This window comes from Planktothricoides sp. SR001, from assembly GCF_001276715.1.
Lineage (GTDB): Bacteria > Cyanobacteriota > Cyanobacteriia > Cyanobacteriales > Laspinemataceae > Planktothricoides > Planktothricoides raciborskii.
The window spans coordinates 226,716-248,632 of sequence record NZ_LIUQ01000003.1; the positions used below are offsets into that span (position 1 = coordinate 226,716).

Annotated in this window: 21 protein-coding genes; 8 read left to right on the forward strand and 13 right to left on the reverse strand. The window is 42.4% G+C overall.

Annotated features, from left to right (window positions below; translation table 11 throughout):
• Nucleotides 1–70 precede the first annotated feature (70 nt).
• Nucleotides 71–898, reverse strand: coding sequence for a photosystem II manganese-stabilizing polypeptide (locus AM228_RS03285; RefSeq protein WP_054464656.1), 828 nt, complete (start codon nucleotides 896–898; stop codon nucleotides 71–73).
• 824 nt (nucleotides 899–1,722) lie between these two features.
• Here AM228_RS03285 and AM228_RS03290 point away from each other — a divergent pair.
• Nucleotides 1,723–2,088 carry a hypothetical protein gene (locus tag AM228_RS03290; protein WP_054464657.1) on the forward strand — a complete coding sequence of 122 codons (366 nt, stop codon included), beginning with the start codon at nucleotides 1,723–1,725 and terminating at the stop codon, nucleotides 2,086–2,088.
• 255 nt (nucleotides 2,089–2,343) lie between these two features.
• Here AM228_RS03290 and AM228_RS03295 read toward each other — a convergent pair whose 3' ends face one another.
• A complete protein-coding gene (locus AM228_RS03295) occupies nucleotides 2,344–3,567 on the reverse strand; it encodes a calcium-binding protein (protein ID WP_054464658.1) in 1,224 nt (407 codons plus the stop codon).
• Between the two features lie 297 nt (nucleotides 3,568–3,864).
• Nucleotides 3,865–4,083 carry a hypothetical protein gene (locus AM228_RS03300; protein ID WP_156331498.1) on the reverse strand — a complete coding sequence of 73 codons (219 nt, stop codon included), beginning with the start codon at nucleotides 4,081–4,083 and terminating at the stop codon, nucleotides 3,865–3,867.
• Nucleotides 4,084–4,099: 16 nt separating this feature from the next.
• Here AM228_RS03300 and AM228_RS31720 point away from each other — a divergent pair, with 16 nt between their 5' ends.
• A complete protein-coding gene (locus AM228_RS31720) occupies nucleotides 4,100–4,327 on the forward strand; it encodes a hypothetical protein (protein ID WP_190878346.1) in 228 nt (75 codons plus the stop codon).
• 342 nt (nucleotides 4,328–4,669) lie between these two features.
• Nucleotides 4,670–5,857, forward strand: a complete 1,188-nt coding sequence (locus AM228_RS03305) for a hypothetical protein (RefSeq protein ID WP_156331500.1) — start codon at nucleotides 4,670–4,672, stop codon at nucleotides 5,855–5,857.
• A 419-nt stretch (nucleotides 5,858–6,276) separates the two neighbouring features.
• On the opposite strand, the gene AM228_RS03310 is transcribed toward AM228_RS03305, so the two are convergent.
• The 3 genes from AM228_RS03310 to AM228_RS35940 form a co-directional block, all read right to left on the reverse strand.
• A complete protein-coding gene (locus tag AM228_RS03310) occupies nucleotides 6,277–7,011 on the reverse strand; it encodes a response regulator transcription factor (RefSeq protein WP_054464717.1) in 735 nt (244 codons plus the stop codon).
• Between the two features lie 311 nt (nucleotides 7,012–7,322).
• Nucleotides 7,323–7,964: a molybdenum cofactor guanylyltransferase gene (locus tag AM228_RS03315; protein WP_054464661.1), complete on the reverse strand. Its 642-nt coding sequence runs from the start codon at nucleotides 7,962–7,964 to the stop codon at nucleotides 7,323–7,325.
• 168 nt (nucleotides 7,965–8,132) lie between these two features.
• Complete coding sequence (locus tag AM228_RS35940; protein ID WP_255353137.1) at nucleotides 8,133–8,258, reverse strand: hypothetical protein; 126 nt, start codon at nucleotides 8,256–8,258, stop codon at nucleotides 8,133–8,135.
• A gap of 15 nt (nucleotides 8,259–8,273) precedes the next feature.
• Here AM228_RS35940 and AM228_RS03320 point away from each other — a divergent pair, with 15 nt between their 5' ends.
• The gene (locus AM228_RS03320) at nucleotides 8,274–9,110 is read left to right on the forward strand and encodes a sulfurtransferase (RefSeq protein WP_054464718.1); all 837 of its coding nucleotides are present in this window, start codon (nucleotides 8,274–8,276) and stop codon (nucleotides 9,108–9,110) included.
• A gap of 179 nt (nucleotides 9,111–9,289) precedes the next feature.
• Here AM228_RS03320 and AM228_RS03325 read toward each other — a convergent pair whose 3' ends face one another.
• Both AM228_RS03325 and AM228_RS31725 read right to left on the reverse strand, forming a co-directional pair.
• Nucleotides 9,290–9,616 (reverse strand): hypothetical protein, encoded by a 327-nt coding sequence (locus tag AM228_RS03325; protein ID WP_054464662.1) that lies wholly within the window; start codon nucleotides 9,614–9,616, stop codon nucleotides 9,290–9,292.
• A gap of 45 nt (nucleotides 9,617–9,661) precedes the next feature.
• Nucleotides 9,662–9,832, reverse strand: a complete 171-nt coding sequence (locus AM228_RS31725; RefSeq protein ID WP_156331501.1) for a hypothetical protein — start codon at nucleotides 9,830–9,832, stop codon at nucleotides 9,662–9,664.
• Nucleotides 9,833–10,255: 423 nt separating this feature from the next.
• Here AM228_RS31725 and AM228_RS03330 point away from each other — a divergent pair, with 423 nt between their 5' ends.
• Together AM228_RS03330 and AM228_RS03335 are read left to right on the forward strand one after the other, a co-directional pair.
• The gene (locus AM228_RS03330; protein WP_054464663.1) at nucleotides 10,256–15,298 is read left to right on the forward strand and encodes a PAS domain S-box protein; all 5,043 of its coding nucleotides are present in this window, start codon (nucleotides 10,256–10,258) and stop codon (nucleotides 15,296–15,298) included.
• Nucleotides 15,299–16,007: 709 nt separating this feature from the next.
• On the forward strand, nucleotides 16,008–17,939 hold the full coding sequence (locus tag AM228_RS03335) for an ATP-binding protein (protein ID WP_054464664.1): 1,932 nt from the start codon (nucleotides 16,008–16,010) through the stop codon (nucleotides 17,937–17,939).
• A gap of 415 nt (nucleotides 17,940–18,354) precedes the next feature.
• Here AM228_RS03335 and AM228_RS03340 read toward each other — a convergent pair whose 3' ends face one another.
• The 3 genes from AM228_RS03340 to AM228_RS03350 all read right to left on the reverse strand — a co-directional run bounded on the left by AM228_RS03340 (nucleotide 18,355) and on the right by AM228_RS03350 (nucleotide 19,279).
• Nucleotides 18,355–18,588, reverse strand: a complete 234-nt coding sequence (locus tag AM228_RS03340) for a hypothetical protein (RefSeq protein WP_054464665.1) — start codon at nucleotides 18,586–18,588, stop codon at nucleotides 18,355–18,357.
• 12 nt (nucleotides 18,589–18,600) lie between these two features.
• On the reverse strand, nucleotides 18,601–18,810 hold the full coding sequence (locus AM228_RS03345) for a hypothetical protein (protein ID WP_054464666.1): 210 nt from the start codon (nucleotides 18,808–18,810) through the stop codon (nucleotides 18,601–18,603).
• A gap of 187 nt (nucleotides 18,811–18,997) precedes the next feature.
• Nucleotides 18,998–19,279, reverse strand: a complete 282-nt coding sequence (locus AM228_RS03350; RefSeq protein WP_054464667.1) for a hypothetical protein — start codon at nucleotides 19,277–19,279, stop codon at nucleotides 18,998–19,000.
• A gap of 58 nt (nucleotides 19,280–19,337) precedes the next feature.
• Between AM228_RS03350 and AM228_RS03355 the strand changes: the two genes are divergently transcribed.
• Nucleotides 19,338–19,691, forward strand: a complete 354-nt coding sequence (locus tag AM228_RS03355; RefSeq protein ID WP_054464668.1) for a DUF433 domain-containing protein — start codon at nucleotides 19,338–19,340, stop codon at nucleotides 19,689–19,691.
• Nucleotides 19,666–20,031 carry a DUF5615 family PIN-like protein gene (locus AM228_RS03360; RefSeq protein WP_054464669.1) on the forward strand — a complete coding sequence of 122 codons (366 nt, stop codon included), beginning with the start codon at nucleotides 19,666–19,668 and terminating at the stop codon, nucleotides 20,029–20,031. The genes AM228_RS03355 and AM228_RS03360 overlap by 26 nt, the downstream gene beginning before the upstream one ends.
• A gap of 191 nt (nucleotides 20,032–20,222) precedes the next feature.
• On the opposite strand, the gene AM228_RS03365 is transcribed toward AM228_RS03360, so the two are convergent.
• The gene (locus tag AM228_RS03365) at nucleotides 20,223–20,651 is read right to left on the reverse strand and encodes a hypothetical protein (protein WP_231636580.1); all 429 of its coding nucleotides are present in this window, start codon (nucleotides 20,649–20,651) and stop codon (nucleotides 20,223–20,225) included.
• An 893-nt stretch (nucleotides 20,652–21,544) separates the two neighbouring features.
• Nucleotides 21,545–21,697 carry a hypothetical protein gene (locus AM228_RS31730; protein ID WP_156331502.1) on the reverse strand — a complete coding sequence of 51 codons (153 nt, stop codon included), beginning with the start codon at nucleotides 21,695–21,697 and terminating at the stop codon, nucleotides 21,545–21,547.
• Between the last annotated feature and the right edge of the window lie 220 nt (nucleotides 21,698–21,917).

Genomic DNA, 21,917 nt, shown 5'->3' on the forward strand with positions numbered 1-21,917 from the left:
AAAACATTTGATGCAGCAGGAAAGACAACCTATCTCCGGGTTTTTATCCCAGAAAGGTAGCCAAACTCAATTAAGCGTTGGGTTCAACCCGACCGTAAAACTGACCAATAATCTTCACTTTCACAGCATCTTTAGCGCCTAAGTCCGTATCAGAATCTTGTTCGCTGATAAAGATACCGGCAATTTCACCAGTGCGACCATCAACCTTGGCGATTTTCAAAGAAATTTCCCCACTACCACCCAGGGCACGCTTGATATTGCTGCGGGCAATTTCTTCTTTATCTGCGGCTGCCGGAATTGCGACTGCATTATCGTAGCCGGTAGCTTCACCGCGACCCTTGGGATCCAAAAAGGCCGAAGAGCGATAAGAAGGAACAGAGAATTTGCCTTCAAAGTCGGTAGAAGTGTTAATAGTGTCTATTCCAGGCTGGCTGGTGGCCACGAGTTTTTTAATCGTGAACAGGAAAGGAACTTCCTCACCGCCGGGAAGCACCACCGTGGTTGGCTGGAAATCGATCCCATCCTCTTCATAGAAGGTGAGGCTGCGATCTTCGTTGATGCTCAACGGGCCGCTGATTTGGGTCAGACTGGTGGTGTAGCGAGTCAACAATTTACTGGGGACAAATTCAGACTCTTGTTTGCGCTTATTCGTTTCTTCCTCAACGAAGAATTCTTTGGGCTGTAAACACAAATCGGTGAGGATATATGACTGGTTAGGATCAAGAAAAATGGAACCGCGAGCGGTTTCTGGTAACTCAGGACAATTATTGGCAAGTCCAGTATTGACAATATCTTCATAAGTCAGTTGATCCTTACTGACGGTCGGACCTTCACTACAAGCAGTTAACACACCTAAACACAGTGCTAGAAGTGCAGCAATTACAGCGCGATACCTCATGTTCAACCTCAATCTCAAAAATATAACAATCTTAACGGCACCCAGAAGGGCTTTTCAGAGAATTTTCCAGCTAAATGAACGCCCGCGAGCTATCCACAACCCTAGCGCCAGACAGAGAGCGCAGAGCCTTCCCGAATGGATGAATCATCGGCCACCTTGTAGGGACAATTGTCACCAGAAAAGATGTCCTGATTTTTCTCGGAGCAGCGATCCCAGTTGAAAAGCTGCCCGGTTGCCCAGAGTGACTTAACTTTTATCGCTTTCAAGATTCCCTACAGCATTTTACCGAAAAACCGGCAACATTCTATCTGATGGAGTATCTTGTCTATTTTGATTGTCTCAATTTACCACCGATCGTGAAAGTGATGAAATTTTAGAGACTGGGCAGTTTTCTCAAAGGCGATCGCGATTCCATTAATGCGCCGACGGCGATATACCCCGCTTAAGCTGTGTTATATTTGTTTGTGCTTTGTCTGATATATGTCACGACAATCGTAGGCATCTAGGAATCTAGGCATTTTTTTCCGGGATCAACCCGGATTGTGACGGAAAATTTTGTTGAAGCAGGGTTTTTCAGGCGATCGCAGCCTGACCTGGGGACAACGAAAATCCATCATCGGACTTTGAGGATAATGGCTCACCGAACCTAAATAGAACCTAAATATATTTGGAGAGAATATTTGTAGAAAATATTTGTAGAGATATTTTTACCAGATTTTTCTGTGACTTTACGGTTCATGTGAACTGATTGAAATTAGCTATTTAAAACTTAGTGGTAATAGCTGAATTTGACAAAAAAATCAAGCTATAGGAGGATTTATATTATGACTGATATGGAGAAACTGCACTGGGAAAAGTTTAACCATAAGTGGGATAAAGTGGCCACAAGAATCAGAAAATTAGCAAAAGAAAATGCCGGAGATATTGAAGCAATATTATCTCTTTTGCGCCTACTGGAAAATCTGCACAAAGAAATTAGAGATGGGGTTTTTCAAGAATGTTTACCGGAGAATCGTCAAGCTCTTTATAACTTATTAAGAGACATAGAGAATGCCGGTGGATGGCCATATATATATCGAGGCAGCTTACAATCTCTGCTGGCTAAATTCTCAAAAGAAGAAGCCAATGAATTATTATTGGAAGCTGGCCAAACGCCCTCTAATTTATTGGACAATAATGCGGAGAAATAGTATTTGAATTTTCTTAGAACTGGGGTGGTTTATCCTCCCGAACCTACCGATGATTATTACACCATCATGTTCTGAAAAAATTCAGTCTAATTTTCAGTCAATTAGAGACGTTCAGATTGAACGTCTCTAATTGAAAATGCCAATGGCTAACAATCAAAGGTAAATCTTAGGTCAATATTTAGGTAAATATTATTTACCCGATTATTTCCCGGTAATTTATCCGCTAATTAAATTGGGAAAATTGGGAGATATATTCTAAACCGTCAAAGTCAAATCATAAGTTGTATCCCCTTCGACTCGTAAAACTCGGACATAGTAAACTCCCGCTGTTAAAGGATCTTCAACTCTTTCGGCAAGGGTGCCAGTGTTCTCAGAAGATTTGCGAATATCAGCCTCTTCAATTATGCCATTACCGTCGTCTTGAATTAGTTGAATATCCGCATTGGCACTTAAGTTATTCATCACCGCTCTAAAAGTGGCATCGGATTCAAGTCTAAATCGATAGATATCGGCGATATTAGAATCACTCAGAGAACCATTGTCAATGGTTAGAGTTCCGTTGAGAGTCCCCAAATCCTCAGCTTCAGTTAAATCGTTGATATCTTCTTGCTGATTAGTATTCCCGGTGTTCGTTGGGGTTTGAGTGTTATTCGTGCCACTACCACTGCTGGTCACGGGTTGACCATTAATGGTGAGAAAATCATTAACATCAATTACCCTGGAGGAAACTCCTTCGAGGATGGCAATGACTTTTCCGGTGCTTTTTAAGGAGAAAACGGTACTTTCAACCAAGCTGTTATCTCGACTAATGGTGGTGGCAGATGCCCATGTGAGATCGTCAAAACTAATATCGTTTTCATCAATCACCAGAAAATCTTCGGTATCGTCGTAGTCTGTGATTAAGGTTCGTCCCAGTGATTGCAAGACAAAGCGATCGCTCCCAGTCCCCCCGGTTAAAGTATCGTTCCCTCTGTCCCCCCAAAGAAAGTCATCACCAAATCCACCAATCAAGATGTCATCCCCTTGACCTCCGCGCAAAGTATCTGAACCATCACCCCCAAGAATTTCATCATTCCCTTGGTTGCCATTGACAAAATCATCGCCAATATCCCCATATAGGGTGTCATCTCCTTCTCCCCCGGATAGATTATCACTGCCATTGCCACCCCGGAGGATGTCATCACCATCTAGACCAAACAGAAAATCGTCTCCCGCATTCCCTTGGAGTAAATCATTTCCTAAATCACCAAACAAGGTGTCATTTCCGTCGTCCCCAAATAAGGTGTCATCGTCTCTACCCCCGTAGAGGAGATCGTTTCCTTCGCCCCCAAACAGCAAATCATTGCCTCGGTTGCCATTAAGCAGATCATCCCCTAAGAGTCCTCTGAGGGTATCATTTCCATCCAGGCCCTGAATCGTATTCGCTAGGTTCGTGCCGATAATTTCGTTAGGGTCGAGATTACCAAGAATCGTTGTCATAGATCAAAAATTTCTCCAAATACTAATAATGACTTTTAGGTGACAGACTCAACCACAATCCTCCAGATCGGGTGAGTCTCGGTGTTTCACTCATCTTCTTACTCATCCTAGACCAAGATTCACAATCATTTATTTTTTGCCAGACTGAGGCATAATCCCCATATTTAGTGTCAAATTCAGGCTGATAGAATAAATAACCTGACAAATGGAGTGCCGGGAGTCATTCCTCAGTGCGGGGGTATAATTGATAAATTATAAAACGCCACTTGAAACAGCAGTGGCGTTTTATGGTTAATCCTAATCAGACAATTCCTTCAGCAATTCCGAGTAAATCATCGCAGCCACCTTTCGCATAGTTGCACCACGAGCGGCATAAAGTGCTTTTCCGTTGAGTTTTTGCAAGGATCCATCAGGCAGTAGCAGGTAAGCACGGTTCAGCCAATACTCAAGAATTCGGTGAACGGTTGGTGTTTCAACAAACTTTTTGTTGAATTTGCCATTCTCTTTGAGTGACATTTCAAACTTGTTATTGATGTACAGCCACATTATCGATCGCGCCATTCCTGACCCTTTTGCCTTGGACTTTGAATTGACAGTAGCGCCTCTTAGAAAATATTTAGAAAATATTTATGCTTTTGTTACTCCAAGTTTAAAAGTCCATCCCGTTGGTTCACGAGGAAACAAGGAATTGCGAATGACTCCGAATCCTGAAATGATTGAGCACGCAAATGCACTGGGAATTAGATACTTTGTTAGATAATTAATTGTCAGTAAACCAGAAAATAAGGGTTTTATGGGCGGACTTATAACACCCAATGAAATTGAATCAAATCTTTCCTCTAATCGTTTATACCATAATTATTTTACTGCTTCTACTGTACCTAAAAATTCTGATAAAAGATGGCAATTTAAAATCCCTAGAAAAATAATAGGGTGTCGGGGATTTGTTTTTTTAGTTGGATGTTCTATTAATTCCGCCCCAAACCATTGGCGTCTTGGTTGTACGGTCCAGTATGCCTCTTACTCAAGTCCAGACTCCACGAAAATTTTAGACCCTGATGCAATTAATTTAATTAGGGTTGAAGAGCGAAAACAATGCATATTGAATTCATACACCCTCTGTATTTGGCCAGACTTAAATGCTCAACAAACTTGTCTAATTATTGATTTTACTCATTGGTTGATGGACGCGACAATTGAGATTTTCTGGTACAACGTAGAGTATGAGACAAATTTTTTTAGCAAGCTCCGAGAATCCTTAACCGGAATTTTCGGAGATGCAGCCTACCTTGATAACAATTTGGGTGAATACATTAACTCAAGAGTTCAAATAAGCCTTGCAGATCATGTTGTCAACGAAAATGCCCACAATCAATATTTAAAGTCTGACGACGCATCGCAAATTTACTTAAAACTTTCAGACTTTGACGTGGCGATCGCTGACTCAAACGCTTTAAGCATTGCGCTAGACCCTTATTTGCTGAAATCTCAAGCTAACTTAACGTTTGTCCCGAAAGAGACTTTCGAGCAAGAAAGGACATTTACCGATGAGGCAGTTCAGGAAGCAAAAGACATAGCTGCCGCTGACCTTGCATCTCACGTGGCGGCAAGCAATCCCCATAATATTTCCCCAGAAGCGATCAGGGCTCTCGAAGAAGGGTTTAGAAGTCATAACCACGAGGAAAGGTACGCAGCCATAGAACACTCACACGATGAAATTAATCCGCAAGGGAATTTACAGGTCAATTCTCTAACTCTTAGTCAGCCTTTGGGGATTTTAGGTGGCGGCACTGGGGCGAGTACCGCTGCCGCCGCATCGCATACTCACACGGGCGCTCAAATTTCTGGGAATATCCCTGGAAATGCTGCCAATATTACTGGGATAGCTGCGATCGCGAATGGCGGCACCGGGGCAAGTACCGTATCAGCGGCACGAACTAATTTACAAGTAGGAATAAGTGAAATTTCTGTTACTTTTAATACAGGATGGGATAATTATAGTTCATCCTGGTTTTTACAAGTTAATAAGTTTTCGAGTTTAGTTGTTATAAGAGGATTAGTAATTAGAACTTCTGGAACTAATAATACTATTTTAGTATTACCCTCAAGTTGTCGTCCCAGCAGTAATATAATGTCAATGTGTTGGGGGTATTACGATTACACTTATTATCCCTGTCGAGTAGATTTTTACCCTAATGGCAATGTAGCCTTGATATATGCCACCGGAACAATTCCCTCATTAATTACCTGGATTCAAATTAACGCTACTTTTGTCACAGCTAATCCTTAAACCAAATGGATCCTATTTTTGTTGGTTAGGGATTCCTATCCCATTAAGGTTCCTTGCAATTTGGCGGCGGCCATTTCCGCTTGGCAAAGCGCTGCCCAACAGTTTGAGCCAGAGGGCGATATGCTGGTCGGGCGGCACTAAGTTTTCACTATATGTCCTTGGGGTATCAAGAACTAGGACAGCCGGATTCTACCGTTAAAGCCACAGGACTGTAACCACCGTCTCCTTGGCGATTAACCCAGGCGATTAACCCAGGCGATTAAACGATCAAGACAGCCCGGGCAACAAAACCCTTAGCTGTCTTGATGATTAACTGTATGGGTACTGCAAAATTTTTAGCTGACTGTTGAATTTTGATTAACCCGCAGTGGTCTGTTGAATCACTATCGATCTTCCTCGCTTGGAATTCTCGGATGCCCCTATCCAACTTGTGCATTTGGAGTCGCTGGATTGCTATTGGGTAGTTCCAAACAATAGCCAGCGCCGTACACAGTCTTAATATAGCGAGGATGGCGAGGATCTTTCTCCAGCTTGGTTCTCAAATGGCGGACATGAACCCGGATGGTTTCAATATCATCATCGGGGTCGTAGCCCCACACTTCTTTGAGAATTTCACTGGGAGAGACGGTTTGACCATGCCGTTGTAAGAGGCAATGTAGCAGTTCAAACTCCAAGTGAGTCAGCTTAACGGTTTTGCTAAACCAGATAGCTTCAAATCTTTCGGGAACTAAGGTTAATGGGCCGTAACTCAGGATTTCAGCGTGTTTGGCTGCTTCTGGGATGCGATCGGTTCTTCGCAACAGTGCCCGAACCCTGGCCAACAGTTCTTCTACTTCAAAGGGTTTAGTTAAGTAGTCATCAGCACCCGCATTGAAGCCTTCCACTTTATCCTGAGTTTGACCTAAAGCCGTCAACATTAACACGGGAATATTTCCTGTACGTTCATCTCGGCGGAGACGTTGACATACAGTAAATCCATCGACCCTAGGTAGCATCAGATCGAGAACGATCAAGTCTGGCATAATCTGGAGAGCTAACGCTTGTCCCTTGATGCCATCTTCCGCTTGATCGACTTCATATCCTGCCATCTCTAGGTTGACAGCCACTAATTCTGAGATTGCCTGGTCATCGTCGATGACAAGTATCCGAGCCATGATTAAACGGTTTTCACTCTTGTGTTTGTATTGGTTCATTAAGAACCTGTTGCAGAACCTAAAGATTCCTGTACAAATTATAAGCACGAATCCTTAAATGTTTCCAAAATTCTTGTCATGGATATTGTGATGGACTGCCTTTGTGTTGCTAAGTCCTGGAGTGATTTAGGTGGAGATTTTTTCCTTGTGTCTTGTCTTGGACAGAGAAATACTTGCGATTTTAGGATGGTTGGATGATTTATGTTCGCTGCCCTCTGCCGAAGCAATCCCGAATGGCTTCGGGGCGATCGCAATTCCATTAATTCAAGAAATCATAACTTTTGCCCGATGTTGTGGCGGAAATTTTCCGCGATATCGGTCTGGTCTTTGGCCAAGTCTTCCGGTTTATTACAATTTTTTAACATAAGGCGGGCGGCTCGATCTACGGGAATTGAACTGACGGGAATTTGTTTGAGCCAACCTTGAAGCGATCGCCCCCCAGCTTGAATAAATACCTCTAAGGCTTTCTCCGCTTCTTTGCGGTAAAATCCACACATCGGTTCCCATCTTTCTGCCGACTGGGGAACCAAAGCTAAAATTTCCGGCGGTAGAGTCGATAGTTTTTGACTCCACTGGTGCAGGATACCACTGTCTAATTGGGGCATATCGCAAGCCAGCAGCAAAATCCACTCCGCCTCGATTTGAGCAAATCCTTGGGATAAGGCAATTAACGGGCCATTGCCCGGACTAGATTCTAGCAGCCATTGAACATCTCCGGTAATTGAGCCTTGATAGAGATCGGGCCTGGGAGTGAGGATATAAACCGATGACAGTAAAGGCAACTGGCGAATCGCCCCGACAACCCGTTGTAACATTGGTTGACCATCCCACAGGATTAAGGCTTTGTCTCGTCCCATGCGAGAACTCTTGCCCCCAGCGAGGACAAGGGCGACCAGAAAAGGAGTAGTTGTCATTTTTTTGTTTCAGGAACAGTACACAGAAACCCGGTTTCTGATTCCCTCAAGTTAATTGCCAGCCTAACACACCCTACACCCTCAGTTTACTATTACGATGTATTTAAACTTAATTACTATTACGATGTATTTAAAACCAATAACTAATTAGCAATTGCCGAGCGATCGCTATCCAAAAATAAAATAACCCCCAATCCGTTGCCAAGCCCCATCCGTTGCCAATCCGTTGCCAAGCCCCATCCGTTGCCAATCCGTTGCCAAGCGCTCCTGGGATAAAATAAATGTTTGAATCAACCAAAGAATCATCTAATAATGGACAATAGTTTTATTGTTTCGGCGCAATGGCTTTCGGAGCATTTGGCAGATAGTGCCAAAGAAAATATTGAACTCGCGATCGCCGACTGTCGGTTTTCTCTGGCAGATCCCAACCTGGGGGAGCAACAATACCAAGCGGGTCATATTCCCGGCGCTCATTATCTCAGCCTCGATCGCGACTTAGCCTCAGCGGTACAGCAACATGGGGGACGGCATCCTCTACCCAATCCGGATCAACTCGCAGCCAAACTATCCAGCATAGGGGTGACATCCCAAAAAACCCTGGTAGTGGCCTATGATGATTCGCGATTTGCCTTTGCCTCTCGTTTGTGGTGGCTGTTGCGCTACATGGGACATGACCGGGTGGTGGTATTAGACGGCGGCTGGAAAGGCTGGCAAGCAGGGGGCTATCCCGTCAGTCAAGCAGTTCCGACAGTGACACCGGGCAACTTTATTCCCCAGCTAAAGCCGGAAATGGTGGTGGATATCGACACCGTAAAAGCCCGCAAAGATTTACCAGAAGTCGCCTTGGTGGATTCCCGGGAGCGCGATCGCTATCTAGGCAAAGTCGAACCCATCGATCCCATTGCCGGACATATTCCTGGTGCGGTCAACTACTGCTGGCAAGATGTCACCGACCCTGAAGCCAAAGCCAAACCCGCCTCGGAACAACGGCAACGCTGGACTGAAATCGAAGCCGCCAAAGAAATCATCGTCTACTGTGGTTCTGGGGTAACGGCTTGCGTCAACCTTTTATCTTTAGAAATGGCTGGCATTGCCGACGCTAAACTCTACGTCGGTAGCTGGAGTGATTGGTGCTCTTATTTATAGTCACTTGATAGTCACTTGATAGTCACTTGATAGTCACTTGATAGTCACTTGATAGTCACTTGATAGTCACTTGATAGTCACGACTTAAAACCCGTGGCTATCAGAAGTAAACCCGCGTAAATGCGGGTTTTTTAGCTCCCCTGCCTCCCACAAGAATACGAGAAGCCCCCCAAACCCCTCTAATTCTCCTGACTCGGATATTCACTCAGGAGACTGGCTAACAATTGGGTACTTTTATATTCACTGAGAAAAGATTGGGGAAAATTAGGAATTGCTCGGCGACACCGTTGAATAATTTGAGTAACCACCGTGCGATCGCCATTCCACTCTAACTTAGCTTTTGCGGCTAAAATATGCTTAATATCTGAAAATACTCTAACCAAACTAAAATAATCCTGACCCACCAAGACCGCAGGGTAACGTTCATCAGACCCAGGCAAACGAATATGGCAGGTTTGATACTTATTTCTAGATAATAAAATTTGGCTATTTTGAAATCTAGCCATCTCTGTATTTTTAGGAAACTGACCTGCCTCTGATAGAATTCGTGATTATGTACCCAAGGACTCAGAATAACCAGGAGAGAAATGGTTTGCTGTCACATTTTTTCCGGTTTTGTCTGATTGTTGTTTAGCTTGTTGTTCGAGTTGCTGGGCGATCCTTAATATTTCTCTCGCTTTTTGTCTGAGTTGTCGGGCTAAGTCAACGGAGTTGTCATACATCCCATTTGCGTTCCTTCTGGTTTATACCGTGAAAAAGAGGATTATTGTTAATTTTTGTAAAAAAATCAGCAATTGACTGAGAAAGTCTCAGGATAATATTGTAGGCCAAATTTTGCCAATCATCGGTTAATCGGCAAATACGGCATTCATTGGCTATTACCTAGGGTTTCCGGAGTTGAACCGATCTATTGTAGGATGAGGCGATCGCCAAAGCAATTTTTTGGCCGGACAACCACCGAGATTCAAACAACTTAACCACAAAATTTTCTGGAAATTGGTTGTTAACCAGATATTATAGATAATGAGTTCGGATTAACTCGTAGTCGCTGTTGATAGATTTCTTAAATCTACAATTTCAACTGCTGTTGAACATTTATTGAACCTTTGTTGAACCTTAAATAGTTTCTTATCGGTAAGCATATTATGGCTAATGACCAGAGCAACTATAAATATAAATCCGCGAAAAATCAGCCAAAAAAAGCGCATATGGGGAAAGAAATGGCCAACTTAGCCGCCTTAACAGCCGAATTTAATCAGCGATACGATCATCTGCCTTTTCCTTGCTTTCTCTTGGATCGATTTGGCAATATTATTGCCGTGAATTCGGCGGAAATTTATCAACTAGGCTACACGGTTGAAGAGTTAAAGCAGACGGATATTTTTTCTTTAACATATTGGCCTAACTTTTCTAAAAAAAATCAGTTAATTAATTGGCTAAATTATAATAAAAAACAACATAATATACAAGATATAATAGCAAAAAATTATGAATTAAACCAGTACGTAAAGCCAGATTGCTTAGGTCAAATTTGCTCAAAAAATAACCAGTGCTTCTGGTTTAAAATAATTCCCGTTGTTATCCAGTTGGGAGACAATGAATCTGAGAAAGAATCTTACAAATGTTTGATTTGCCAAGATGTGACTAACTTTCATCTAGAGCATCAATCTCATGCGATTTTTTTGGATGAATTGATGCAAATGACTCAAGATGTAATTTTATATTTGGATGCCGAAGGCAAGATTCGCCGATTTAGTCAGACATTTCTGGAATTATCCGGCTATGAAGCGAAGGATTTACAGGAAAAAAGTATCTTAACGGTCTTAGACACCGGGAATAATTTTCAGGAATTAGGGGATTGGCAATGGTATCAAAGTCTTTTTACCAAAGAGGAAACATTAGTTAATGGCACCACGGAGCATTCCACCGCTAAGTTTATTCACTCGATTATCTGTAAAAATGGCTCAAAAGTCGAGATATTTTGGACGATTCATGGTGTAAAAAATTCCGCTACAGTTCCTTGGGAGTGGATTTGGTTTGGTCAAACAGTTTTTAACTATATTCCAGAAGTATCCGCTACTCTCACCCAAGCCGATCAAAAAATATCAGTAAAACCTAGTTTAGAAAATTTCGCCGATGCGGTGGCGGTATTTGATAAAAACTACCGATATATTTATATCAACTCAGCGATGAAAGAAGCGCTAAATTTAGAGAATAAACAAGTAATCGGCAAAACCAATAAAGAGCTAAATATCCCCGAAAAATTGAAGAAGTTCTGGGAAGACAACTTAGCGGCAGTTGTGCAAACGGGGAAAACCGTTGAAGATAAATTCTTGTTTCCCCTGGAACAACCTAAGTCAGGAGAAGCTAGAAAATTACAGAAAAATAAATCACAGAAAAATAAATTTGTGCATCAATGGTATGAAGTTTGCTGGTTGCCTTTATGGGGTTCTACTAACTCAGTGGATTGGATTTTTACCATTGCTCGGAAAATTAGCCATCCGCTTGCCGATCGCCCGGTGGGGGAATTGGCGGAAAATTCCTTATCTGAATATGCTCAGAAAACCATTGAGTCACATATTCAGATATACTTTGAAAATCTCGATTGGTTAATCAGAAACGCCGAAGATGTGAATCTAGATATTTCCAAGAAAAATTTAATTATTTATTGGGAAATTTTAAATAAAGAAATCAAAAAAGAGGTGGCTAATAAACACCGCCTAGAGAAAGCATTGCAAGAGAACCAAGAACGATTAAATTTGATAATTAATACGAATGCTGATGGATTGATGATTTTAGATAAAGTGGGTAATATATTGTTTATTAATACAGCAGGAGCGGCGATTTTTGGGCGGCCTAAAAAAGATTTAATCGGCAAATGGTTAGGGCGACCAATCATTACCCATGAAATCACGGAGTTAGAAATTTTATTGCCGAATCTGCAAGTGGCGATCGCCCAAATGCAGGTGGTAGAAATTCCCTGGACTCAGGTGGAAACTTATACTCAAAATTGTTTAATCGAACCCATGACTGGGGAGGAAAAAAGTAGCTTAAAAGTTGGCCAAGAGCAAGACAAAAGAGATAGTATTGCCTATTTAAGTTCTTTGCGAGATGTCACCGAGCAAAAACAAGCATTCGATCGCCTATTGTGGATGCAACAAGCGATTGAAAGTGCTTCGGATGCGATCGCGATCGCGAACCGAACCGGAGAAGTGGTGTATCAAAATCCTGCCTTTGGTCAGCTATTTGAATATAAAGATTGCCAGGAAATTAATCAGTTAAATCCATCGCCAGATATTGAGGTATTTACCTCAAGCAATTATCCTAAATTTTTATCAAATCTTTTACGGCACAGTCCCTTAATTTCTCCCCTTTTTACTGACAAAAAGCTGGCGGAAGAAGTGCTGAAATGCGTGAGAAATGGTCAGTCTTGGCAAGGGGAAGTGACAATGCAGTCGCAGACCGGGAAAGTGATGCAGATTGCCCTGAAAGCGGATACTATTGAAAATTACCCCGGTCATATTATTGGCTTAATTTGTACTTATACGAATGTCACCGAACGCCGCAAAGCAGAAGAGATGTTGCGAATATCCTGGGCGCAAAATCAAGCGATGTTCGAGACTATTCCAGATATGTTATGTCGCATGAGTAAAGATGGAACTTATCTGGAATGTAGCGAAAATAGCGCCACGAAGTTTTATCATAATTTATCGGATTATATTGGCAAAAATTGCCAGGAAATTCTGCCTTATTTTTTAGCGAAAGAACAAATGGCAGCGATCGCTAAAGCCTTGGAAACTAAAAAAGTTCAAGTGTTTGAATATCAGCTAGTTTTGCCGGGAGAAAATGGCGAAAACCGTCTCTATGATTATGAATCTAGAGTGGCGGCAATTGACGACCATGAAGTCTTAACAATGGTAAGGGATGTCAGCGACAAAGCGGAAGTCCAGCGATCGCTCAAAGAGTCGGAAGAACGCTATCGCACTCTCACGGAAACATCCCAAGATATGATTTTTATTTTTAATCGGGATACATCGATTAATTATGTGAATACCTTTGCCGCTCATAAATTAGGCAGCGATCCAGAAAAATTAATCGGCAAATCGGTGCAAGAAATTTTTCCCCGTCCTTTAGCGGCGGAACTTGCCAATAAAATTTACCAAGTTTTGCGATCAAAAACCCAGATTACCTTAGAAGAAAAACTGGATCTTAAATGTCAACCCATATGGCTGCATTTTTCTTTAGTTCCCCTACGCAATGAGGCGGGAATTCTCACCGCAGTTTTGGCGGTGGCTCGCAATATTACAGAACGGATCCAAGGAGAAGCCGCCCTCAAAGAAAGCCAGGAAAAATTGCGCCAAAGCGAACAACAATTGATTCGGACTTTAGCCACAGCCCCCATTGGTATTGCCACCTGCGATCTCAATGGCGACTTTAAGAGCGTGAATCCGGCGTTATGTGAGATGTTGGGCTATTTTGCTTTGGATTTAAGAAAAATGTCGTTGGGGGATCTGGTTCCCGAGTGCGATCGCTCCCGGTTTCAAACTTGGATCAACATATTCTCAGAAAGCAATCTGTCTCAGTCGCAAAAAGAATATACTTTGATTCGCAAAGATGGCAGCGAAATCATCGCCACGATTCGAGTTGCCCTAGTTAGAGATCCACAGGAGAAAGCCCTTCAGTTGGTGGCGACTATTGAAGATATTACCGAACGCAAGCGATCGCAGGAACAGTTACTCCTTTTAAGTAAAGCGGTGGAAAGTGCCTCAGATGCGATCGCGATTACGGACTGTCATGGGCGATCCACTTATCACAATCCAGCATTTATCCAATTATTTGGCTTCTCTGCTGCGGAACTAGCCACCGTCGGTGGGCTGCCCATCCTCTATCGAGATCCGGATATCGCCCTGGAAGTCTTTAGTACCATCTTCCAAGAAGGTTCTTGGCAAGGGGAAGTAGAAATGTTGAGCTATCGGGGGATTGTCCGACAAATTTTTCTCCGCACCGATGCCATTCAAGATGCTACGGGAGAAATCATCGCCTTTTTGGGGATTTACCGGGATATCACCGATCGCAAACAGGCGATTGATGCTTTAGCGGAAAGCGAGGAACGCTTCCGCACTCTGGCGGATACTGCCCCGGTCTTGATTTGGTTAGCCGACCCTTATGGCAACTATACCTTTTTTAATCAGACTTGGTTGCAGTTCACCGGACGCACCCTCGAACAAGAACAAGGTCAAGGTTGGATGAACCAGATGCATCCAGAGGATTTTGACCATTGTTTACAGGAATATCTCAGGGCGATCGAGCAGGAGGAGGCCTTTCGACTCTTGTATCGCTTGCGCCGAAGTGATGGGGAATACCGATGGCTGCTGAATACGGGAGTGGCCCGGAAAACTCCCGCTGGAAATTTGGCCGGTTATATTGGTTGCTGCATTGATATCAGCGATCGCAAAGAATTAGAAGAAAAATTAGCCGAACGAGCGAAACAGCTAGAACAGTCCAACGCGGAACTCGAACAGTTTGCTTATGTCGCCTCTCACGATTTACAGGAACCCTTGCGGACGATCGCCAGCTATACTCAACTCTTGGCCAAACGCTATGAAGGAAAGTTAGACGAAAAAGCTGACAAGTATATTCATTATGTGGTTGATGGCGCTCAACGAATGCAGACTTTAATCGATGATTTGCTAAAATATTCGCGAGTCAGTACCCGGCGCCAAGAATTTCAGCCCGTCAACTGCCAAGAAATTTTTGAACAGGCGATCGCACATCTGAAAGTCGCTATTCGGCAAGCCTCGGCGGAAATATTTATCGACCCTAGCTGTCCATGTTTGCCCACAGTCTTAGGGGATGAAACCCAACTCATCCAACTATTTCAGAACTTAATCAGCAACGCCATTAAATACCGACAACCAGAAGTTAGACCCATAATTAAAATTGCGGCAAAGCCTTGGCAAAATCATTGGTTATTTGCGATCGAAGATAATGGAATTGGCATTGATCCCCAAAACAATGAGCGGATATTCTTAATTTTTCAGCGCTTACATACTCGCAATGAATATCCCGGAACTGGGATTGGTCTGGCGGTTTGTCACAAGATTGTGGAACGGCACCAAGGTCGCATTTGGGTTGAATCCCAACTCGGTCAAGGTTCCACATTTTATTTTACATTGCCTCAAATCTAGTCATTAGTCATTAAAATGATATAAATAAAGCTCCACTGATTTCCCAAGCTTAACCCAGGAAAATCTAACTTAATTTAATCTGGTTTACGCTCGGTTTTGCCATCTCTTGAACCCGATGATGGCTGATGCTGATATCCTTGAGTAATGTGATTGGCATAATATGATTGACAATTACATCAGTAGAAAAAACATGATTAATGGCAATCCACCAATCCAAAAAACTGTGGCGCCAAAGCCGCAAATTCTTAATAATATTTTAATTATTAGAGCGGCAGAAATTCCTCAAGAGTTATTTATTTGCCTGATAAATACTAAATGTCATGGTTTTTTGTCAAAAGTTAGTGGCTAGAATGAACATACCATAATGGGGTGGCGATCGCCACACTCTCCTTCATCGCTGATTAAAAGGGTCAGCCAAATCTTCGGTGACAACTAAAAAAATATTGGATATAATAAAATTATTCAAGTTATTCAAGTAAAATTGGCGAATACCAGGTGCTTCCAGTCTTTTTACTCAATTGGAGGATTTATAGAAAAATAACTTTTTATATAAATGGTCTAGATAAACATAGCTTATGATTTGATTGGAGATTCAAGCAACTGACAAAAATGTCTATTCATCCTTAATTAATTCAACAATAATTAGGAAATTGTCCAATAAGAAAAATCAAACCACTAAAAAAATTGAAAAATATTCATAAAATTGGCCATGAACAAAAAAATTATCAAAATTATCAATCTTTTATTAGTCGAAGATAACTTAGCGGATGCGGATCTGATTGAAGAACTCTTGGCAGATGCCCAGTTATCCAGATATAAAATTACCGCCGTTGAACGCTTATCTGAGGCGATCGCTCACCTAAAATCAGAACCGTTTGATGTCATTTTATTAGACTTATCATTACCGGATAGTCACGGTCTGGAAACCTTAGAAAAGGTCGTGTTAGCGGCGAAATCTTTGCCCGTGTTAGTGCTGACCGGATTAACCGATCGCGAACTAGCCGTACAAGCGGTGCGTGAAGGGGCACAAGATTATTTAGTTAAGGGTAAATTTGACTGTGATTTGCTGTCGCGAGCGATTAGCTATGCAGTAGAACGTAAGCAAACATTAGAAGAACTGCGTCGCAGTGAAGAACGCTATCATAAGTTGGCTTCTGAACTGGATTTGCAAGTGCAAGAACGTACCGCGCAATTGCAAAAATCCCTAGAAGTTGAAGCTATGCTAAAACGCATTACCGATAAAGTGCGGGATAGCTTAGATCCCAATCAAATTATCGAAACAGCGGTGCGAGAATTAGCCCAGGTGATTGGGGTAAACCTGACTCAAGTATCTCTTTATGATCCTAAAAGTCAAACTTTTAAGATTTCCTATCAGGCAACGGGTCAAGCCAGCGGAAAAAATCAAAATTTTTCGGCATATGTACCAGAAAAAGCCGAGTTATATCGTCAGTTTTTTCCCTTGAATTTCCAGTCTATGCCTCAACTTTACCAACAATTAATGAAGGGAGAATCTTTCCAATTTTCCGAGATCACCGAATATCCTAACCAAGAATCAGAAACGATTCTGGCTTGTCCCCTGCAAAATGTATTGACCAACCAAAAAAATTCTGAAAAGCGGGAAAATCAACCCAATATTTCCACAAAAAACTCTTTAAATCAACAGGATGAGAGAGTAATTTTAGGTTATCTTTGGTTAAGAAATGATGCGGATTATGAATTTAAGGATCTTGAGGTGAGACTGGTGCAGCAAGTGGCGGCACAATGCGCGATCGCCCTGCGGCAAGCCCAACTTTATCAAGCATCCCTAACCCAGGTGAAAGAACTGGAAAGATTGCATCAGCTTAAAGACGATTTTTTGAGTACGGTGTGTCACGAACTACGCACGCCAATGGCTAATATTAAAATGGCTTTGGATATGCTGGATATGTTCACTTCACAGCAAAATTCTTTGGCATTGTCTGGCAGCATTACGGGAAATTCTCTGAATAGGGAAGAGCGATCTTCCACCTTAACCAATATCAACACCGCCTCAGCATCAGAAAAAATTACCGCTTATTTACAAATGGCACAAGTAGAGTGCGATCGCGAAATCAAACTGATTAACGATCTATTAGATTTACAGCGTCTAGATGCAGAAATAGACACCCTCGATGGCATCCCCATTCAACTGCAAAATTGGCTGCCCCATGTTATTGAAGTATTTCAATACCGCATTGCGAAATCTGAACATATTCTAGAAGTCGCGATCGATCCAGAGTTACCCCCGTTAGTGACCGATCCCACTGCCTTGGGACGGATCATTTCCGAAATGCTAAATAATGCCTGCAAATACACTCCGGCAAATCCCGGTGAAGTGATTCGCCTCAGTGCCACTTGTAGGCAAAATAATCAGCAAAATAAATTTTATCTATCCGTCAGTAATTCCGGCGTAGAAATACCCGAATCAGAACTGGTGCATATCTTTGAAAAATTTTATCGAATTCCTTCTCCCGATCCTTGGAAACAAGGGGGAACGGGTTTAGGTTTAGCCCTAGTGAAAAAGCTAGTCTCTTATCTGGGCGGTTCAATTTCCGTCCATAGTGGCAATGGTCAAACCACCTTTACCCTAGAATTTTCACAGCATGATCAATGCGGGGAATAATAAAGAAATTTTTACAGTTTTTCTTAAATCAGAAACCGGGTTTCTTTTTTGCATCCCACAGATAACTCCTGATATTCACAAAAGAAACCCGGTTTCTTTGCCCCAACAGCAGAAACCGGGTTTCTTTCTCGCATTTCACAGATAACTCTTGATATTCACAACAGAAACCCGGTTTCTTTCTCCCAACAGCAAAAACCCCGTTTTTTTGCCCTGGTTTTTTTTATTTAAACGGATTAATAATCGTGAGTTGCCCAGAAACAATTAACCCATCCTGCATATCTTCAGAATACAGAGTATCTGCACCACCCGATAAAGCACTAGCAATAATCAGACTATCCCAAAACGAGAGATTATATTGCGTAAATCAGAAGCGGATTCCAGGATTTTTAAGTCAAATTCTACAACTTGACAGCGATTAGCGATTATAGAGAGATTGAATCACAGCTTTAATTTGAGGTTCATAAAACTGAGCTTTTTTGATTAAATTGACCGAAATTTCATTGATTACCTGGGTACTGATAAGTAGATTTGATTGATTTGTAATCAAAATAGCGATATTTCGCTTTTTTTCTCTTTCTTTGGGTTCTATGCGTTCGTCATCAAACAAGCGATAGAGCCAAATATTAGTGTCAATAAAGCTAAGTTGCATTTGACCTCATTATTAACCTTCATAAATCTCTTCGCGGGTGAGATAACCATTGACTTTAATCGGCTTTTCTGTTAAAGTATCAATGATATCTGGGGCTTTTGTGTTGACTTGAGAACTAGCTAAATTATCGAGTTCGTTTTTAGCTTGAAACGCTTCGATAATGGCTTGGATTTGGTTAATCTGTTCTGGTTTTAATCCACTGATCTTAATAGTTTTGCTCATAATTGATGGAGATGAATGGGATATGATAATTTTAACACATTTCCTCTAATCAAGCATCGCCCCTAACAAATTATCCTGACTGGGGGGAAACCCGCGCAGTAGGGGCGAAGCATGACCGCAGAAAATATAAGAGTAAAACCAATAACCTATATACGGTCATGCTTCGCCCTCTTTAAAGGAAGCATGACTAGAAACCGGGTTTCTTTTTCGCATCCCACAGATAACTCCTGATACCCACAGAAGAAACCCGGTTTCTTTGCCCCACCAGCCACCCCCAGGACCCCAGAAACCGGGTTTCTTTCTCGCTGCCACAGATAACTCCTGATACCCACCCCAGAAACCCGGTTTCTTTGCCCCAACAGCCACCCCCAGAACCCCAGAAAGCGGGTTTCTTTCTCGCTTCCCACAGATAACTCCGGATACCAACAGCAGAAACCCGGTTTCTTTGCCCCAACAATTCTTTTTCCATGATATAATATCAATTACCCAGTCAACTTACACCAACTTTAAAATAGGAGTATTCACCGATGCAACTGGAAGACTATTTTGATTTTCAGCGATCGGATGATATTCGGGTCAAAGGAACGCGAATCGGCATAGAAACTATCCTATATGATTTCATTCATCGCGCTCGCACTCCCGAACAAATTGCCCAAACTTATCCATCTCTAAACTTGGAACAAGTTTATGCTACTATCCTTTATTATCTGCATAATAAAGAAGCCGTTAGTAACTACATTGCTGACTGGTTAGAGTGGAGTCATCAGCAACTTAAAGCCCAACAACTTAATCCTCCACCTGGTATTGCTAGACTGCAAAAATTGAGAGCGGAACAAAAAGCTAAACAAATCAAAAATGAGTCTGAATTATCTGTTGGATGAAAATGTCGATCCTAGCTATAAAGCTGAAATGCTGACAAGCAATCCCGATTTGATAATTTGGTGCGTGGGCGAACCCGAAGCACCGAGTCGGGGAACTTTAGATCCAGAAATTCTTAAATGGTGTGAGGAATATAACTTTATCTTGGTGACGAATAATCGTAAATCGATGCCCTTGCATTTGGCAGATCATTTAGCCGAAGGTCGTCATATACCAGGGATTTTTCTCCTCAATGCCAAATTAAGTATCGGACAAAATATTCGGCAATTAATTTTTATTGCTGAGGCATCTTTTGATGATGAATATCAGGATCAAATAGTTCATTTGCGAGAGATTGTTTGAAACCCCCAGAACCCCAGAAACCGGTTTTTTTTTTCGCTGCCACAGATAACTCCTGATACCCACCCCAGAAACCCGGTTTCTTTCATACTTGGGTGGGAAAGTGGATCGCCCCTTAAGTTAGCCAATAATAGACCTCTTGCAAAATTCCTAAAAGCCCCCCTTAAAAAGGGGGGTTGGGGGGGTCGAAATATTTATTTTGCAAGAGGTCTAATCAAAGGAGAATCCATATTAATCTGCCAATTTTCATCCATAAATTGCAGATTCTCATCATAAATAATCGTCAGTTCACCGAAATCTTTTATGGCATTATCATTCAACGAATCTTCAGCCGCGCTGCCTTCAGCTTTCAGAGCGAATTTCAGTTTAATCCAGCGTTTTTTACCAGTAACACCAATGGAACTGCTAACTAACTCAGGAGACAGGGAACGAGGTAAAGTAATTTCCTCATAAAATTTATCTTGTTCATCCCAGTATCCAGATATTTTATACTCGCATAATTCCAAATGTTCTGTCACCAGTGCGTTAGCATCTAGATTTGCTAATACCTCTGTTAAATCTTGCCAAACTGGGTGAGTTTTTAATTGTAGTGTCATGGTTGGTTGCTGATTGGTAATTTTCATTCTAAACCAATTCCTCTAACCAACTTTGCATCGCCCCTAACAAATTATCCTGACTGGGGAAAAACCCGCGCTGTAGGGGCGAAGCATGACCGCAGAAAATATAAGAGTAAAACCAATAACCTATATACGGTCATGCTTCGCCCTCTTTAAAGGAAGCATGACTAGAAACCGGGTTTCTTTCTCGCATTTCACAGATATAGTCATTTCAATTGTGATTGATACAATGCTTTGGGGGCGCAAGCATTGCGCCCCTACAATATATATTGAGTTCCTGTAGGGGCGCAATGCTTGCGGTTAGGGGTCGATGGGGAAATCGCTCTCCCCACCTCCCATTCAGAACCGGACGTGCGACTTTCACCGCATCCGGCTCCTGGCGGCGCTTGCTTTTAACTTGCTCCTAATCAGGCGACTCACGTCATCCTTTTTGGCATAGTCTCACTGCCTTTTCGTCTCCTTGGTGACTTGCACTTATCCTATACCTAACCTTAAAGGTTGGCTCATGGCGTATTAGGAAACTACTAATCGCACTAACTTCGCCGCATCACCTCTAGTCTGCATATGCTGGGCATTACCCCAGCCGTTGGCTTCCAGAGGCATCCCTTCCCCATATAGGCATCCGCTTACACTTATTGCTACTCATTCCTGAGAGCCAGTATGGGGTTACTTCGTTCCGTGGATTTGGGGTTATTAGCTTTAGGCACTGTCCTCTCCCCCTGGGTAATACATGGGATTTCTGTAACGCATAAGTCGGGGAACTCTGCGTCTTTTCCCCTTGCTCTTTTGAGCGCAGCGCATCAACCAGATTTCGCTACTTAACTATAAAGAGGGTTCAAGTCGGACATTCATCTCACGATTGACCGTTGCTAATTGGCTCGAAGGGATTCCCATTCTGGTTATGTGTTACCTCCTTGAAAGCCCGCTTCACCCAGTGAATAGTGAGTCTCTAGGTGGGGCTGATGCCTAACTGCCTCTAGGGGGTTAGCCCTAGGAAATCCAGGCAATTGACCTCCTTGATAGTCAACAAATCCACAGTTATAATGGTTCATAGTTCTGAACCATTACCACGCGCACGCTTCAGGCATTGCCATCCACTTTCCGCGTGAACGAATCGCACCCCCGGTATAATTTTAGCAATCTTAATTGAAATAACTATAAATCCTGATACCCACCCCAGAAACCCGGTTTCTTTGCCCCAACAGCCACCCCAGAACCCCAGAAACCGGGTTTCTTTATCGCTTCCCACAGATAACTCCTGATACCCACCCC

What these genes read in the sequence shown, in the direction of transcription:
- AM228_RS03285 (WP_054464656.1), bottom strand. Translation starts at nt 898, where the DNA reads ATGAGGTATCGCGCTGTAATTGCTGCACTTCTAGCACTGTGTTTAGGT.
- AM228_RS03290 (WP_054464657.1), top strand. Translation starts at nt 1,723, where the DNA reads ATGACTGATATGGAGAAACTGCACTGGGAAAAGTTTAACCATAAGTGG.
- AM228_RS03295 (WP_054464658.1), bottom strand. Translation starts at nt 3,567, where the DNA reads ATGACAACGATTCTTGGTAATCTCGACCCTAACGAAATTATCGGCACG.
- AM228_RS03300 (WP_156331498.1), bottom strand. Translation starts at nt 4,083, where the DNA reads ATGTCACTCAAAGAGAATGGCAAATTCAACAAAAAGTTTGTTGAAACA.
- AM228_RS31720 (WP_190878346.1), top strand. Translation starts at nt 4,100, where the DNA reads ATGTACAGCCACATTATCGATCGCGCCATTCCTGACCCTTTTGCCTTG.
- AM228_RS03310 (WP_054464717.1), bottom strand. Translation starts at nt 7,011, where the DNA reads ATGGCTCGGATACTTGTCATCGACGATGACCAGGCAATCTCAGAATTA.
- AM228_RS03315 (WP_054464661.1), bottom strand. Translation starts at nt 7,964, where the DNA reads ATGACAACTACTCCTTTTCTGGTCGCCCTTGTCCTCGCTGGGGGCAAG.
- AM228_RS03325 (WP_054464662.1), bottom strand. Translation starts at nt 9,616, where the DNA reads ATGGCTAGATTTCAAAATAGCCAAATTTTATTATCTAGAAATAAGTAT.
- AM228_RS31725 (WP_156331501.1), bottom strand. Translation starts at nt 9,832, where the DNA reads ATGTATGACAACTCCGTTGACTTAGCCCGACAACTCAGACAAAAAGCG.
- AM228_RS03330 (WP_054464663.1), top strand. Translation starts at nt 10,256, where the DNA reads ATGGCTAATGACCAGAGCAACTATAAATATAAATCCGCGAAAAATCAG.
- AM228_RS03335 (WP_054464664.1), top strand. Translation starts at nt 16,008, where the DNA reads ATGAACAAAAAAATTATCAAAATTATCAATCTTTTATTAGTCGAAGAT.
- AM228_RS03340 (WP_054464665.1), bottom strand. Translation starts at nt 18,588, where the DNA reads ATGCAACTTAGCTTTATTGACACTAATATTTGGCTCTATCGCTTGTTT.
- AM228_RS03345 (WP_054464666.1), bottom strand. Translation starts at nt 18,810, where the DNA reads ATGAGCAAAACTATTAAGATCAGTGGATTAAAACCAGAACAGATTAAC.
- AM228_RS03350 (WP_054464667.1), bottom strand. Translation starts at nt 19,279, where the DNA reads ATGGAAAAAGAATTGTTGGGGCAAAGAAACCGGGTTTCTGCTGTTGGT.
- AM228_RS03355 (WP_054464668.1), top strand. Translation starts at nt 19,338, where the DNA reads ATGCAACTGGAAGACTATTTTGATTTTCAGCGATCGGATGATATTCGG.
- AM228_RS03360 (WP_054464669.1), top strand. Translation starts at nt 19,666, where the DNA reads ATGAGTCTGAATTATCTGTTGGATGAAAATGTCGATCCTAGCTATAAA.
- AM228_RS03365 (WP_231636580.1), bottom strand. Translation starts at nt 20,651, where the DNA reads ATGAAAATTACCAATCAGCAACCAACCATGACACTACAATTAAAAACT.
- AM228_RS31730 (WP_156331502.1), bottom strand. Translation starts at nt 21,697, where the DNA reads ATGAACCATTATAACTGTGGATTTGTTGACTATCAAGGAGGTCAATTG.